13 protein-coding genes are annotated in these 15,080 nt (G+C 61.6%); 9 read left to right on the top strand and 4 right to left on the bottom strand.

The window, feature by feature from the left end:
- From WBP53_RS03010 to WBP53_RS03000, 3 genes are all read right to left on the bottom strand, one after another.
- A partial coding sequence (locus WBP53_RS03010; protein ID WP_423925794.1) for a hypothetical protein occupies window positions 1–453 on the bottom strand: 453 nt, incomplete at its 3' end.
- A gap of 77 nt (window positions 454–530) precedes the next feature.
- On the bottom strand, window positions 531–1,868 hold the full coding sequence (locus WBP53_RS03005; protein ID WP_423925792.1) for a class I SAM-dependent methyltransferase: 1,338 nt from the start codon (window positions 1,866–1,868) through the stop codon (window positions 531–533).
- On the bottom strand, window positions 1,865–3,100 hold the full coding sequence (locus tag WBP53_RS03000) for a hypothetical protein (RefSeq protein ID WP_423925790.1): 1,236 nt from the start codon (window positions 3,098–3,100) through the stop codon (window positions 1,865–1,867). Before WBP53_RS03000 ends, WBP53_RS03005 begins: the two co-directional genes overlap by 4 nt.
- Before the next feature lie 92 nt (window positions 3,101–3,192).
- Here WBP53_RS03000 and WBP53_RS02995 point away from each other — a divergent pair, with 92 nt between their 5' ends.
- The 9 genes from WBP53_RS02995 to WBP53_RS02955 all read left to right on the top strand — a co-directional run bounded on the left by WBP53_RS02995 (window position 3,193) and on the right by WBP53_RS02955 (window position 13,729).
- Window positions 3,193–3,693, top strand: coding sequence for a hypothetical protein (locus WBP53_RS02995; RefSeq protein ID WP_423925788.1), 501 nt, complete (start codon window positions 3,193–3,195; stop codon window positions 3,691–3,693).
- Between the two features lie 203 nt (window positions 3,694–3,896).
- Complete coding sequence (locus WBP53_RS02990; protein WP_423925786.1) at window positions 3,897–5,270, top strand: glycosyltransferase family 39 protein; 1,374 nt, start codon at window positions 3,897–3,899, stop codon at window positions 5,268–5,270.
- Between the two features lie 70 nt (window positions 5,271–5,340).
- Window positions 5,341–6,102 carry an ABC transporter permease gene (locus WBP53_RS02985; protein WP_423925784.1) on the top strand — a complete coding sequence of 254 codons (762 nt, stop codon included), beginning with the start codon at window positions 5,341–5,343 and terminating at the stop codon, window positions 6,100–6,102.
- Window positions 6,102–6,809, top strand: coding sequence for an ABC transporter ATP-binding protein (locus tag WBP53_RS02980; protein ID WP_423925782.1), 708 nt, complete (start codon window positions 6,102–6,104; stop codon window positions 6,807–6,809). Before WBP53_RS02985 ends, WBP53_RS02980 begins: the two co-directional genes overlap by 1 nt.
- Window positions 6,806–7,078 carry a hypothetical protein gene (locus tag WBP53_RS02975; RefSeq protein WP_423925780.1) on the top strand — a complete coding sequence of 91 codons (273 nt, stop codon included), beginning with the start codon at window positions 6,806–6,808 and terminating at the stop codon, window positions 7,076–7,078. The genes WBP53_RS02980 and WBP53_RS02975 overlap by 4 nt, the downstream gene beginning before the upstream one ends.
- The gene (locus WBP53_RS02970) at window positions 7,078–9,696 is read left to right on the top strand and encodes a glycosyltransferase (RefSeq protein WP_423925778.1); all 2,619 of its coding nucleotides are present in this window, start codon (window positions 7,078–7,080) and stop codon (window positions 9,694–9,696) included. The genes WBP53_RS02975 and WBP53_RS02970 overlap by 1 nt, the downstream gene beginning before the upstream one ends.
- Window positions 9,697–9,849: 153 nt before the next feature.
- Window positions 9,850–11,364 (top strand): glycosyltransferase family 2 protein, encoded by a 1,515-nt coding sequence (locus WBP53_RS02965; RefSeq protein ID WP_423925776.1) that lies wholly within the window; start codon window positions 9,850–9,852, stop codon window positions 11,362–11,364.
- Window positions 11,361–12,407 carry a GDP-mannose 4,6-dehydratase gene (locus WBP53_RS02960; protein WP_423925774.1) on the top strand — a complete coding sequence of 349 codons (1,047 nt, stop codon included), beginning with the start codon at window positions 11,361–11,363 and terminating at the stop codon, window positions 12,405–12,407. Before WBP53_RS02965 ends, WBP53_RS02960 begins: the two co-directional genes overlap by 4 nt.
- A 179-nt stretch (window positions 12,408–12,586) precedes the next feature.
- Window positions 12,587–13,729, top strand: a complete 1,143-nt coding sequence (locus WBP53_RS02955) for a glycosyltransferase family 4 protein (protein WP_423925772.1) — start codon at window positions 12,587–12,589, stop codon at window positions 13,727–13,729.
- 277 nt (window positions 13,730–14,006) lie between these two features.
- Here the strand turns inward: WBP53_RS02955 and WBP53_RS02950 are convergent.
- Window positions 14,007–15,080 (bottom strand): peptidylprolyl isomerase (locus WBP53_RS02950; RefSeq protein ID WP_423925770.1); only part of this gene is annotated, 1,074 nt, incomplete at its 5' end.

Here is a 15,080-nt window from a genome sequence, read left to right as displayed (position 1 = left end):
TCCCCCTCGCTCGCCCGGCGCTCCCGCTTCGAACAATTCATCCAGGTTGTAGGCGGAATCGCCCAGATACAGCTCGCAACCGAGCCTGGCCATTGTCGATAGCTCACGACGACCGGCCTCGCAAGCGTCCCGATAGTCGGCGGAGTAGTCCTTGAAAAAAGCTGGCGGCGTAATGTTGTGATACTTGACGACGCGAAACCCGCGACATCGGCCAAGGATCTCCACGGCTGTCGGCCAGCCGGTCGAAAAATGGTAGATGACAAGATCCTGCGGACCACCGGCGAATGCCGGCAGGCGTTCGGCCGGCCAGGTCTTGCACTCGACGCCAGTAGAGGACAGGCAAAAAATGCGCGTTTCGATACCCAGCTCATCGAGCACCCTGGCCATTGCCAGAGCATCTGCGCCAACCGCGTCCTTGCTGGTCAATACAGGAATCAGTATCGCTGCCTTCATGCGAGCCCGCCGGTGCGTGCTGGCACATTTCGATGTCCGATCAATCGTTCTGGCATGTTGCGTGGCTGATTCATGACCTAATCCCCCACTCGACCAAGCACGCAACCGGCGCCATCGTCCGAACGTACTTGCGCGACATCGACGAAACCCGCTGACAGCAACGCCTGAGTCATCAGGACAGCGTCTATTGCCGGTTCGGGCCGGCCGTCAAGTCGATCAGCGATGCTCGTCGGCTCACCATGAAAACCAAACAGCACCCATGCATTGTTGCGCAGAACACGACGCGCTTCGCCCAGCAACTCCGCTGCAGAAATCCTGCCCAGCAGGCAGCCCACGTCAAGCGCGGTCAAGGCGTCCAGCGAATGATCAGCAGTGCGAGCGAGCACGGACAGCGGAACGGCAACAACCACGGCGTGCCCGTTTTCCCTGGCACGTTGTCCGATCTCGCGATTGGAGTCCACTCCAGCGGCGTCGAGGCCAAGCTCAACCAGGCGCTTGATCCAGTCTTCACCGCTGCACAAGTCGAGCACCTGCGCGGGCCTGGGCAAGTTGGCGGCCAGGCGACCAGACCAGAGTTGCAATCGGGCAGGCCTCAGCGCGTCCGATTCGAGCATGCGCGTTGCGATATCGGCGTAGAGCGAATCCGATTTTCGCTGCTGCTCGGATTCTGCGAGCTCAAGTGCCGACAGGTTCTTGCGCAGGGACGAAAGCCAATGGTTCATGCTGAGAACCATGTGGCGCAGCTCCGCGGATTCCGCACTGATCCGCTCAAAGTCCTCGGTCAGCGGCTCTACCCGCTCGTACAATTGCTTGACCCTGGCCGACATTGCAGGGTTTTGGCTACCCAGCTTGCCGAGCTCGATGAAAATGAGGTCGATCTGCTCCCCCATGGCCTGAATCTGATTGCCGAGTTCCTGCCGGCGTGCGCTCTGATAGACCTCGACAGCGCGCTGATGCTGCACGATCCGCGGCAAGGTGCACACGCTGACCAGCCAGTCGAGCAGGTAACCGGCCACCGGAATCCGCAAGATCTTGGCGAACACGTATTTCGGCAATAGCCAGGGCACGCGCACGCCGATGTCCCGACCCTCCGGCGACCAGCGGAGATTGCCGAGAATTTCAGTCTTGCTGCGCCCGGAAACCAGCAACCGAAGCTGGGCTTCGTATCCCGCCGGGTCGGGCTTGCGCCTGAGCAAGGCCTCGAAGGCCTGGTCCAGAAAAGTGGTGAAATTCGAATTGCAAAGTTCACCCAGCGTATAGCTGTTTCGCCGCTCTTCCGATTTGCGTGGCCGTGCCGGGGGCGGGCGTTTGCTGGCGACTTTCAGATCGCCGGCACGACTGCGCGCCAACTCGGCATCTTCCCGAATTTCATCCTTTACGCGGGCAAGCGGATTTTCTGCAGGCAATTGATTCACGGAGAGAGCTTGACTGGAAATTTCCGGAGAGGTTCCACATCCGGTACGGCGGGCGCGTACGCATTGCCATCCTGGCGACCAACCGCGAGCGGCATGATGCCATAGGCGCGCGCCATGGAAATATCGATCAGCGCATAGTCGGGGCGATGCTTGCCGTCCAGCCGGGGCGCGGCACTGCGATAGCGGGTTCTGCCAGCCTTGCGTGCAGCTTCGAATCCAGCCACTGCCCGTCGCCGAATCCGCTGCGAAGTCTCCGCTTGTGCCTGATTCCCGACTGGCGCTTGATGACCAAGGAACGTGGTCTCCAGAAATTCCGCTTCACGCTTGTCGGAATCCGTGTAGAAGCCGACGAAGGCATGTCCAGGCACCAGCACAAGGAAGCTGCCGATACCCAGTCGCTCAAGAGCCGAAGCAATGAGCACGCTGCCATCAAGGCAATTGGCAACACGATCGTCCCATGTGCTGGAAAGGAGTCGCACGCGCTGACTGTAGATTTCCGGCCCCTGGCTGATCCCCGCTCCTTCGTCCGCGTAGCGCAGCCCGTGCTTCTCGAGCGCCACCCAGAGCGCGCGGGCGATACCAATCCGATCCGAGAAGTTTTCCGGTGGCGATACCGGGCTCGTGCCATCCAGTCCCGCCAGTTCAATCAGCTCGTCGACAACAGGATCGTAGGGATCCACCCATGCCGCGAATGCCCAGCCCAGATCAATGCGCGCATCACCATCGCGCACGAAGTAAAGGGCCTCGTCCAGTGGATGTACACGTATTCGCAGCTTCTGCTCGATCGGCCGCATGCCCTTGGCCACGACCGAAACGCGCATGACTTGCGGGCGTATGCTGCGAAGATCGCGCAGGGCCAGCGAATCCCACTCCAGTCGAGGCCTCAGTATTGTCCCCGATTCGACCCATGCGTCGATGACGCTGGGTGCGCGCAGCCCCGGTGTCGATATCGTCAATCGCACCTGTACCGCAGACTGCAGATCACCAAAGCGGATACGCAGCAGACCACTACCCGCCGCATCAGCGCCTGATGCCGCGGACCGGGATTGCGAGAGTTCAAGCGCGGGAAAAACATCACCTGCGGGGGTCAGCGCCACCTCCACTGACATGGCCTGGGCCGCTGAGACACAGGCGCACGCGAGGCTGAACATGGCCGCAAGCGCCATGTTTCGATGGATTCTGACCGCCGTGTTCACGGAGCGCAGGAAGTTTCGTGTTGCCAGTGGGACCATGGCGCGACTATCGTTGCCCTGACCTGCTCCTGTCCAGTCGGAATCGTCTGGCACAGCAGCGACCAGCCCCCCTTACACCGATCGGAGCCATCATGCGCCTACTCGTCCTGTCCGCCTTCATTGCCTTGACTCTCTCCGCCTGCGACCAGCCTGCGCCTGAACCCACCATCCCACCCGCCACAACGGAAGCAGCACCGGCCCCCGCTGCCGCGCCTGCCGCCCCCGCCGAGACTGTCGTGGCAACGCCGCCCGAAGGGACCTGTGGCGACCAATCCGCGCTTGCATCCGAAGAGCGCCTGGCAAATACGCCGAAGTGGTCGCTGGCCAGCGAGCAGGACAATTTCGGATTCGACGTGTTTCGCGGTGACACCGAAGAGGGCGAGTTCATCAAGTTGAATGAAAACCCCATCCTTGGCGCCGGCACCACCGACGAAACGCAGAAATACCAGTATCGCGATGACAGCATCGATCCTTGCCGCGAGTACTGGTACTACGTTGAATCGATCAGCACCGACGGCGTCCGCGAAAAGATGACCCCGACGTTCAAGGCGGCCGCCAAGCGATCACCACGGGCCGAGGCAAGCGGTCAATGATCCCCACCGGGGACAAGGAAGCCCCCGACGCAGCCCCGCTGCAAGGTATCACTCAGGTCTGCCGCGAATCCGACGTTGCGGACACGCATCGAGCCGACCGTCATTTGACGGTTGGCGCGACGCGGGCCCGCAAGGGCAGTCGATCCGCGATTCCGGCAAATTTCGCGGCCACGCCATGAACCCGTTCAACGCTGCGTGAAGCGATGAATCACTCGAAGGCGCCAGCACTACCGCAATCTGGCCGGCCATGGATGTGGCTGGCCATCGCCGGCTGGCTGCTGCTCAACCTCGCCCTGCTCTGGATCTACTACTCGCCGGCCCAGAAGCCATTGGTGGGAGACGAATTCGACTACCACGCGCGTGCACTTGCCCTGCTCGCGGGACAACCAGCGATTGAAAGATTCATCTGGCCACCGGGTCAGACATGGTTTCTGGCGGCGATCGGCCTGATTCCTGGCCCGATAGTGCCCATGGCTCAACTGGTGCAGACGGGCCTGCTGGTGGTGTGTGCATGGTTGCTGGTCAGGCTCTGGAATACGGTCGACAGCCCCCGGGCCGCACTGCTGGCCGGCGCGATTTTCCTGCTCAATCCCGGCAATCTGGCCTACGCGCACTGGCTCTGGCCTGAAGTCACGCATCTGGCCTGCCTGCTTGGCGCACTCGCCCTGCTGCTGACCGGCACGCAAAAGCCTCGACTGCGTGCATTTCTGGCTGGGCTGCTGATTGGCCTGGCATTGCTCTTCAAGAGCCTCATGGCCGGACTATGGCCCTTTTTCTTCCTGTTTTTCCTGACCCGTCGGGAGGGTCGGCGGACATATGCCCTGTTCCCGGCAGTCGCGTTCGCGGCCGGCCTGCTGCTGGCGACAGGGCCGGCCCTCTGGAAAGGCCTGGCCGAAACCGGTCGCCCGATGATTGCCGACAGCTCGATGTACAACCTGGAAATCGGAATTCGCGACACCAGCCGCAGCGATTACATTGACGAAGCCGGCCTGCCAGCGCTGACCGCCTACCTGGACAGCGCGGAAAAGCCGCAGGAACGCAATGCCCTTGCATTCGAAAGGATTCAACAGCAGATCGCCGAGCGTGGCCTGCCGGACATCCTGGGTGAGCAAGTGGGCAGCCAGTATTTCCGCTTGTTCAATGCCAAGACGTTGCTGGTATCCCAGTTGCCCGGCCCGGCCTGTGCGGGCCGCATGGGTGCCTATGCGCCCCATCCGCTGGGCCCGGTCCTGGTCGGACTGTCCAATCTGACCCACACGATCACCCTGCTGCTCTGTGCTTTCGGCGTAGCCATGTGGCGCCGCTGGAGCCTGCCTCTGGCCGCGTTTGTCGCCGCCTATCTCGCCTATCAACTTGCGCTCTATCTGGGACTGCATGTCATGCAGCGCTACCTGTTCCAGATGATGCCGTTCCTGTGCGGATTCGCCGGCAGCTTTCTCGCCATGCTCGTGCAACGTGACAACAGGCAGTCCGCGCTTGCGACCAACGGATGGCGCATTGCCCTGGGGGTCGCGCTGGCTCTGGCCCTTGTTGGCCTGGCCTGGCTGGGCCCTGTTCTTGATGGCAACTGTCCATGAACCCGGCACCCGGTGACCCCCGGTTGGCGCTGATCGGCTATTCTGGTTGTCCCTTCCAGCACCGCCCGTCATGCCTCAGCACCTGATAGAACTGATCCTGTTCAGCACGTATGCCGAACTCCGCGCCGAGCGATCGCGCAGTTACCTCGGCCTGATCTGGTGGGTAGCCGAGCCAGCCATGATGATGGCGGCCTTCTGGCTGGTATTCGACGTGATCCTGAAAACGGGCGGCCCCGAGTACCTGCCGTTCCTGCTGGTCGGATTGACTGTCTGGCAATGGATGAAATCCTGCATCACGCACGGTGGCTATGCAATCTGGACCAATCTGGGCCTGATTCGCCAGGCCCGGTTGCCTGTGCTGATCTTTCCGTTCGTGCAGATGCTTGCCGACACCATCAAGTTCCTCTACATCTTCGCCCTTCTCCTGGTCATCCTGTGGCTGATGGGTTACCTGCCTAACCTGCAATACCTTGCGCTTCCCGTCGTTTTCGCGATCACCCTGCTTTTTTCCGCGGGCGTCGGTTTCCTGGTCGCTGCAGTCGTTCCATTTATCCCCGACCTTCGATTCGTCATCGAGCAGATCCTCACCGTGGTCATGTTTCTATCCGGCGTCGTCTTTGCACTGGATGCCGTGCCCTCGCCGCTGCGCGAAATCATTGCGCTGAATCCGGTAGCGACCCTGCTCGATGCGGCGCGCGGAATCCTGATGCACGGACAGTGGCCGGACTGGTGGGCGCTGGCCAAGGTCGCGATGATTTCCGCTGCCACGTGCATTGCCGGCATGGCCGTCGTGTTGCGCCTTGCGCCACGCTATCCGAAGTTGGCCGTGTAATGAGTGATGTCCTGATCCAACTCGAAAACGTCGGCGTGGCATTCAGTGCTCAGCGCCGTGTCGGCAGCGGCCGCTTCTGGGCGCTGGAGGATGTCAGCCTGTGCCTGCGAAATGGCGAACGCCTGGGCGTAATCGGGCGCAATGGCGCCGGTAAAAGCACACTGTTGCGGGTGCTTGCCGGCATCCTCAAACCCGATAGAGGCCACATGCGCCGGGGCGTGGTTTCATGTCAGCTGCTTTCGCTGGCGCTGGGCTTCACGCCTTATCTTTCCGGTCGCGACAACGCGATCCTGTCCGGCCTGATGATTGGTTTGCGCCAGCGCGATATCGTTGCCCGCCTGCCCGCCATCAAGGAATTTTCCGAGCTCGGCGATTTTTTCGAGCAGCCGATTGCCAGCTATTCTTCGGGCATGGTCATGCGCCTCGGCTTTTCCGTTGCCATGCAAGCCGAACCCGACGTACTGCTGATTGATGAGGTACTGGCCGTAGGTGACGCTGAATTCCAGGAGAAATCCGGAGAAGCGCTTCGCGAGCGCATGCGCCAGGGCCATACCGTCGTGCTGGTCAGCCATGACGAGACACAGGTAGCCGCCTTGTGCGATCGTCTGCTCTGGGTGGAACACGGACGAAGCGTGCGGGAAGGCTCGCGCGACGAAGTATTCGCTGCGTACCACGGAGAGCTCGATCTGGCCGCTGAACCCAAATGAACCTTCAGGACGCACAAACCCTGCACGATTTTTCCCGGCGCCTGGGCAGCACGCCACGGCGGCTACTGATAGCGGCTGCACGAATGACGGATCAATCTGACCCGGATGTCGCGGGTAGCCTGCGTCGCATTCGTGCGAGTGGCATCCAGCGCAACCTGCTTGCGGATCAGTGCGCCAGGCAATTGCTCACGCCGGTAGACAGCTATGCACGCGATTCACTCGGCACGGCAATACTCGCGCTCTGGCAGGGCTCCGGGCAGACGGATTGATGCGCGGCGCGGCCCTGATCGTCCTGGCGTGGAACAAATGGGCGCTGACCCGGCGCTGCCTGGATACGCTGCTCGAGGGCGACCTCCAGAATGCGCAGATCATTGTCGTCGACAACGGCTCCGACGACGAAACCACGGTTGCCCTGGACACCTACTCGAAACAGGTACGGATCGTTCGCTTGCCGGAGAACCTCGGTTTCGTGCGCGGCATGAATGCCGGCATCGACGCAGCACACGAGGATGATGATGTCGTCCTCCTCAACAATGACCTGGTCATCGTGCAGCGCGACTGGCTGAATCGCCTGCGCGATGCCGCCTATTCCAGTCCGGAAAATGGCATTGTCGGCTGTCGCATGCTCGGCGCGGCACCGGAGAATCTGCTCTACCACCTAGGCGGCTTCATCGAGCCGGATCGCCTTTGGGGCCAGCAGACCGAATCAGGCAAGCAGGAACTTGACGTAAACCAGTTTCCGCGCACGCGGCGCGTCCAGTGCATTGCCTTCGCGCTGGCCTACATCCGGCGTGATTGCCTGCAGAGGATCGGAAAGCTCGACGAGATATTCCACAGCTATTACGAAGATACCGACTACTGCCTGCGCGCGGCTGATTCAGGCATTGCCAGCGTCGTTGCCGGAGCCGTGACCTTGCGCCATGTCCAGCACGGCTCGACCCAGGACGACGGCGGCTTTCGTGAGCGCCTGTGGAAACGGAGCCACGCGAGTTTCGCCGCGCGCTGGCAGGATCGTTTGAGCAATGCCTATCGTGGCACGGTGCTATGGCAGGGCCTGACACGGTTCCCGCATGCCTTTGCCCAACTGACCCGCGGTCTGCTCTGGCGTCTCGATGCACGCGCCCTGCGCATGGCTTATTCGGAAGCCGCTCCCGAGTTGCTGGATGGAGAAGATTTTCGTCTTGAACTGGCCGCCGAACGAAGCGTGCCGGCCCAGCCTGAAGTAGCCCTGATCTGTGCTCCTGGCCAATTGCTGACGCCAGCGCGTGGCCGCTTCCATGTCGCGCTCGCCTTTTCCGAGTGGCAAGACCTGCCTCGGTCATGGGTAGACCACTACAACCGCTTTGACTTGCTGCTGGTGCCGGATGCGTTCCAGGCGGGGGTGTTTCGCCAAGCCGGCGTCACCACGCGCATGCAGATCGTCCCTCTGGGCATCGACCGCGAGTACTGTCATCCGGAAGTGCCGGCGCAACGGAACCCGCAAGGACGATTCGTCTTTCTCAGCGTGGCTGAAGACTTGCACCGCGACGCACCCGACCTGGTCATCACCGCATTTCGCAGAAGCTTCGGTCCCAGTGAGCCGGTCGAACTGGTGGTCTATGTCTGCCCCGGCGACGATGAAAGCGTCATTCGCGATGTGCTTGATCCACTGATGGACGCGCCGGGCGAGGCCCGGGTGCGGCTCATCGCTGGATGGGGGCACCCTGCCTACGAGCGCGCCCAGTTGTATGTCGCGGCCGACGCCTATGCCAGTGCCAGACGTGGCGCCGGCTGGGATCCGTTTGTTCGTGAAGCCATCGCCTGCGGCCGCATTGTCGTGGCGCCAGCCTATGGCAGCCAGGATGCGCTGCTCCGCAATTTTGGACTTGCAGTCGAGGCACACGGCATTGCCCGGGATCCCGCACAGCCGGGCAGCCACTGGAGTGAACCTGACACCGCCTCGCTGGCCTCGCGAATGCGCGAAGCATTTGACGACCGCGAGGAACTGCGCAAGGCGGCCAGCAGCAATGCCTCGGAGTTTGCCTCACGCAGCAATCTCGACCTCACCGCAGATTGCCTGGCCCTGGAACTGGCGAGTGGCTCGACCCTGAGACCGGCGGCGCCGATCATTCCACGGCATCGGCCTGGTGACCTCGATCTGGCCGGATCGGGCCAGATTGTCGTGCTCGGCATGCATCGATCAGGGACATCGAGTGTCGGCGGCGTACTCAGTTTGCTCGGTGCCTGGCCGGGACCTGACGAAATTCTGCTACGCGGGGCTGACAATCCACGCGGACATTTCGAACACGGCGAACTCCACATGGCGTGCGTGCAGCGACTGCAAGCTGCCGGCGGGGACTGGAAGCAACCACCGTCAAATTGTCCGGTCGCTGCCGTGGATGCGTTCCGCCAGGCGTCCGCAGCGATTCTCGATACCCTGGAACCGAAGCGCCCCTGGTTCATCAAGGAGCCGCGACTTTGCCTGCTTGCCCGGGAACTGCTGCCTTTGCTGACCAGACCCGTATTCATCCATGTGATACGCGATCCAAGTGAAGTCGCTGATTCCCTTCGACGCCGTGACGGCATGCTCGCCAAGGAAGCGCTCGCGCTGTGGGAGGCCTACACGCGGTCGGCATTCGCAGCAAGCGATGGATGGCAGCGCGTCATCGTCGACTACAACGCGTTGATCCGGGACCCTTCCAACACCACGCGAAAGCTGCTCGAAGAACTCCACACCCTCGGCATCAGGGGACTGCGCATGCCGACATCCGAAGCGATCGAAGCATGGATCGAGCCATCGGGCGATCGAATACCGGCGGACGACATCCAGCTCGACACGTCACAATCGGCCTTGCTCGCAAGCATCAATGATCGCAGCATCCTCGACGGCAAGATGGCGGAGCAATGAGCCATGACTGATCGACATCATCCTGGTTCATGCGACCGTTCACGGTGGCAACCCTGCAAGACAAATCCGCCGCGTGCGTAGCCGCACGTCAATGAACTGATGAATCCCCGTATCGAAATGCATTCAGCTCCTGATCGCCAAGCCTTTCATCCCATGTGGGATGGTCATTCGCTGGTTCTGCGCGCCGATGGCGGCGGCCGAATTGGCATCTGCCTGAATGGCTCGCACTTTACCGAATTGCGTGCCGACGAAAACGGACGTGCGAGCCTGGCATTTCCGTTTTCACCCTCCGGGCAGGCTTCGCTGTCGGTCCAGGCCAGCGTTTTGCAGGCCTCGGACAAAGCTCCCTCGCAGGTGTTCTCGATTCGAATCGGCACGCCCGGAATCTCGCCCGATTCCGAACAGGCCACCCGCCCGCCGGATCTCGACCCGATTGGCGTTTGCGTTCCTGCGAACGTGCAACCGATGGCGGCTGAGGTGGCCATCATCATTCCGGTGTACAACGCGATTGATGCCACCAGGCGCTGCCTTGATTCCGTGCTTGCAAACAGCAGCGGCCGATGCCGGTTGATCGTGATCGACGATGCCAGCACGGATACGGCGGTTGCGCCGATGCTTGCCGGCTACCGCGGAATCCCCGGCGTCGAAATTTATTCGAATCCACATAATCTCGGCTTCACTGCTACGGTCAATCGCGGCATGTCCCTTGCCGGACAGGCCGACGTTGTGCTGCTCAATGCCGATACCGAAGTCGCCAGCCAATGGCTGACCGGATTGCGTCGAGCCGCATACGCGTCTGCGGACACCGCCACTGCGACCGCGGTATCCGACAATGCCGGTGCATTTTCCGTTCCCGAACTCGAACGCGAGAACCCCCTGCCGCAGCAATGGACATTTGCGCAGGCTGCTCGCGCACACTGGCAGGGTGCCGGCCACGCCTATCCGCAATTGCCCACTGGCAACGGATTCTGCATGTACATCCGTCGCAGTTCGCTGAACCAGCTCGGCCTGTTCGACGTCGACGCATTTCCGCAGGGCTACGGCGAGGAGAATGATTTCTGCCAACGTGCCTGTGCCGTGGGCTATCGCCATGTGATTGCCGGCAATGTCCTCGTGCGCCACGCACGCAGCCAGAGCTTTGGCACAGAGCGACGCGAGGCGCTGGGGCGGGCCGGCATGCAGGTCCTGCGCGATCGTTGGCCAAATTACGAATCCGACGTGGGCAGGCAACTTTTTTCATTCGAGCGCCTGGTGCTTGACTGGCGAGTACGTCGGATCCACGCGTCGGCCGCAAGTCACATGCCTCAGCCGCGACTTCTGCGTTTCTGTTCGCTTGCCGAAATTGCTCCCATGTCCGGTTACGATATCCACATGCTGGAAACTACCGAAGACCGACTCAGCCTGAATGACACGAGCATTGGCGACGGGAAATCGCCAGGCCCACTGGAGTGGGACCTGGACCGTATCCCGGACTTGTTCGAGAAGTACGCCTATGAGCTGCTGGAGATCGGCCAGGACATGGATTCTGGCCTGGCGAAGCGACTGCATGACCACGGCACACGCCTCGGAATCCCCGTACTGGCACTCGCTGCCGGCGAGCTCGCGACCCTCGCGCAACGTGAGGCGGCGCGCCACTCATTGAATCGCTTCGGGAGAGTGACCCGATGAATCGACGCTATACGCGCGCACTCATAACCGGTGTCGGCGGCCAGGACGGCGCTTGGCTGGCTGCCCAGTTGCTGAGCGAAGGCATTCAAGTCACGGGCACGCATCGCCCATCCAGCCCGGCAGGAAACTGGCGTCTGGACGAACTGGGAATTGCCGCCCACGCCGGCTTGAAGTTGCGCACGCTTGACCTTGGTGACCCGCCTGCCTGCCGTCTGGTCGTTGCAGACGTCGCGCCCCAGGCAATCTTCCATCTGGCCGGACAATCACGTGTTGCAGACTCTTTTCGCGATCCGCTGGGTAGCGTACAGGCCAATGGCGTAGGCACCCTGAACCTGCTCGAAGCCATGCGCCGCGATGCGCCAGACGCGCACTTCGTTCTCGCCTCGAGTGCGGAAATTTTCGGCAGCCCGGAGAAGGCACCCCAGGACGAGAACACGCCAACGGTCGCCACCTCACCCTATGGCCTGTCGAAATTGCTGGCCCACGCCTCCATGAACAGCTGGCGAGCCAGCTTCGGACTGGCAGCGAGTAGCGCCATCCTGTTCAACCATGAATCCGAACTGCGCGATGTGGCGTTCGTGACTCGCAAGATAACGCGTGCGGTGGCTCGCATCTCCATGGGTCTCGAGCAGGAGCTGAGCCTTGGCAACCTCGACGCCCGACGTGACTTCGGGTACGCGCCGGAGTATGTCGCCGCGCTCGCTGACATGGCGGATCGCGACACTGGTGCTGACTATGTGCTGGCAACAGGTCATGCAGCGAGCGTACGCGAGTTCGCCACGGCCGCCTTCGCATCAGTGGGCATCACACTCGAATGGTCGGGCGTCGGCGAAGACGAAATTGCACTGGATACGCTTACCGGCAAACGCAAGATCAGAATCGATTCAAGCCTGTTTCGGCCGGTCGACGCGCCCCTGCTGGTCGGCGATTCCGCAAAGGCGCGCACCCATCTTGGCTTCAATCCCAGGGTTGAACTGGAGGAATTGGCGCGCCGCATGGTGGAAGCCGATCTCGAGCGCGAGCGCCGAGGCAAGACCGGGTAGCCCGCACCATCCATGAACCGTACACGCGCCCACCTGCCTCTGGAATCCACACGACATTTCGTGCGGTCGCCTGGCGAGCCCGCCATCCGATCGATCGCGAAATGCAGTGACAATGCAGCGCTGGTCAAGCTTACCGCGCGATCATCTTCCGTACTCAAGCATAGGCCGACCCAGTGCGCGTGATTTTCAATGTCGATGCGATCAGCGCTCCACTGACCGGAATTGGTCGCTATGCGCTCGAGCTCGCCAACGGACTGGCACGCCACGAAGCGATCGAGGAACTGCGCCTCTATTCCGCGGTGCGCTGGGTGGATGACCCGGCCGAAGCACTTTCCTCGAACCGCATTTTCGCCAGCTTGCGCCAGAACCTTCCGTTCAAGACTCGCGCCCTCGAAGTCTATTCGCGGATGCGCAACCTGCTGTTCCGCGCGCACACGCGCAATCTCAGCGGCTACCTGTTGCACACACCGAACTACATCCTGATGCCGTTCGAAGGCCCTGCTGTCACGACGGTGCACGATCTTTCCGCGTTCAATTTTCCCGAGACGCACCCGCCCGAACGGGTACGCTTTCTCGAGCGTCACTTGCCACGCACCCTGGAGCGCGCGAATCGAGTACTCACCGATTCGCAGTTCATCGCCGACGAGATCCACGAGAAACTCGGCGTGGCGCGCAACAAGCTTCGCGTCATCCCGTTGGGTGTCGATGGGCGCTACCGGCCGCGCGAAACCAGCTCGTTGAGCGAGGCCATGCACCGCCATCAACTGGTTGCTGGCACCTATCTGCTGGTGGTTGCTACCCAGGAGCCGCGCAAGAACCTTGTCCGCCTTGCTCGCGCCTACGCGGCGCTGCCAGAGGTGATGCGTGCACGCCATCCGCTCATCATCGTCGGCGCACGCGGCTGGCTCAGCGCAGATCTTGAACGTGCACTGGCTCCGCTTGAAGCCAGTGGTGCCGCACGCCGCCTCGGGTATGTCAGCGAGGAAGATCTGCCGCTGGTCTATGCCGGCGCAAGGGCGTTTGCGTTTCCATCGATCTACGAGGGATTCGGCCTGCCCGTGCTGGAAGCGCTTGCCAGCGGCATTCCGGTGCTTACTTCAAACGTTTCCTCGCTACCGGAAGTGTGCGCGGATATCGCACTCTGCATCAATCCGCTGGATGAAGTCGAAATGAGCGCCGGGCTCGAACGACTGCTCAGCGATGAGGAATGGCGCGAGACTACCGTCCAGCAAGGCCTCGAACTCGCCGCCCAATACCCATGGTCCCGATGCGTCGATGAAACTGTTGCGATCTATCGTGAGGTGATCGGCGATGCAAGCTGAGTGACTCGCCATACGCTGAGCGATGGCCGCCTCATTCGTCCGGAGCGTCTGCAAGCCAGGATGCAGGTCACGGCCGCAGCCAGCCTCCGCAATCTGGCCGCAACGAAGGCCATCGAGTCAGTGCTGCCTCAGCCTGACGGGATTCGAGGATTCATCTGCTCAACGATTGAAAGCACCTCTTGCAACAATGGCCCCAAGCGCTTCGCCGGACAATGCCAATCCTGGAGCGCGACACGGTTGAAACCACAGCTGCAACAAGATCCCGCCGTTCCGATTATCAGCTGTTTTCGGAGACCCTCGAATCCGGGCCCGACAGGATGTGGATTTCCAGTTGGTTCCACTGCTGCTCACGAATCAGCATTTCAAGCCGCTCGACCTCCCGCTTGCGCATTTCCTTGCGGATGGCTCCTTTCGCTTCGCTGAAATCCTTCGCTCGAGCCGGCTGGCGATCATGAAGTTCGAACATCCACAGGCCAGACCGCAGTCGCAACAAACCGGTGCGCTGGCCAGGGGCCAGTTCGGCTACCGCCTTTCCAGCGACAGATCCAAGCGCGCCAATTTGCGGCCGGGTCATGATGCGCGGCTCACCTGCACGCGCAGCCGAAGGCGCCTGCGAATAGCGCCGGGCTGCGTCAGCGAACGACAGTTCGCCCGATGCAATGCGAGTCTCGACCCGCTCGGCAAGTTCGATCAATTTGCCGGCAGCCTCATCGTCGTTCGATGGCACCCGGCCGAAACTGATCATGTCTAGCGTGAACTTCTCTGGAACCCGATAGCGTCTGGCGTTCTGCGCGTAGTAACTACGCATGGCCTTTTCGCTGGGAGGCTCAAGCTCCTTGTCGATGCGTCGCACGAGCTCATTCCTGGCCAGAACCTGCATTTGATGCCAGCGCAACGCTTGGGCCACCGACGCAGACTTGTCGATTGCCCGTTCAATAGCCAGGCGTTCCTCGAGCACGCCGATTGCCCAGTTGCGCAACAGTTTTTGCCGCGCCCCGTCGTCCCAGTCAGCCGGCGTTGAGCCGGGAACCTTGATCCCCATGAGAACCTCAAGCGCTTCAGCATCGAGTTCATGGTCTCCGACGCGCAGGACGATGTCTGCAGATTGCGGTGTGATCTCGACGTTCGCCGAGTCAAGAAGGTGCTCACCAAACGATTGCTCGATTTCGCCCTTGCGAATCTGGAGGAGATTCGCGCGCAGCTTCGATCGCACCTCGTCGGCCGTCGGCGTTGCCCCGTCCTTGATGTCTTCGCAGCGAAAGACCATCACCGCACCATCATTCTCGACGACTTCACTGATCCTGCCTGGTTTCAGACCGCTCACGGCATCGCGAATGGAAGGGGGCAGGTC

This window comes from Dokdonella sp. (genome assembly GCF_049593775.1).
Lineage (GTDB): Bacteria > Pseudomonadota > Gammaproteobacteria > Xanthomonadales > Rhodanobacteraceae > Dokdonella.
This window is presented reverse-complemented; position numbering and strand designations above follow the sequence as displayed.

Bases quoted from the DNA above. Each gene is read 5' to 3' on its own strand.
- WBP53_RS03000 (WP_423925790.1), bottom strand. From the start codon at position 3,100: ATGGTCCCACTGGCAACACGAAACTTCCTGCGCTCCGTGAACACGGCG.
- WBP53_RS02995 (WP_423925788.1), top strand. From the start codon at position 3,193: ATGCGCCTACTCGTCCTGTCCGCCTTCATTGCCTTGACTCTCTCCGCC.
- WBP53_RS02990 (WP_423925786.1), top strand. From the start codon at position 3,897: ATGAATCACTCGAAGGCGCCAGCACTACCGCAATCTGGCCGGCCATGG.
- WBP53_RS02985 (WP_423925784.1), top strand. From the start codon at position 5,341: ATGCCTCAGCACCTGATAGAACTGATCCTGTTCAGCACGTATGCCGAA.
- WBP53_RS02980 (WP_423925782.1), top strand. From the start codon at position 6,102: ATGAGTGATGTCCTGATCCAACTCGAAAACGTCGGCGTGGCATTCAGT.
- WBP53_RS02975 (WP_423925780.1), top strand. From the start codon at position 6,806: ATGAACCTTCAGGACGCACAAACCCTGCACGATTTTTCCCGGCGCCTG.
- WBP53_RS02970 (WP_423925778.1), top strand. From the start codon at position 7,078: ATGCGCGGCGCGGCCCTGATCGTCCTGGCGTGGAACAAATGGGCGCTG.
- WBP53_RS02965 (WP_423925776.1), top strand. From the start codon at position 9,850: ATGTGGGATGGTCATTCGCTGGTTCTGCGCGCCGATGGCGGCGGCCGA.
- WBP53_RS02960 (WP_423925774.1), top strand. From the start codon at position 11,361: ATGAATCGACGCTATACGCGCGCACTCATAACCGGTGTCGGCGGCCAG.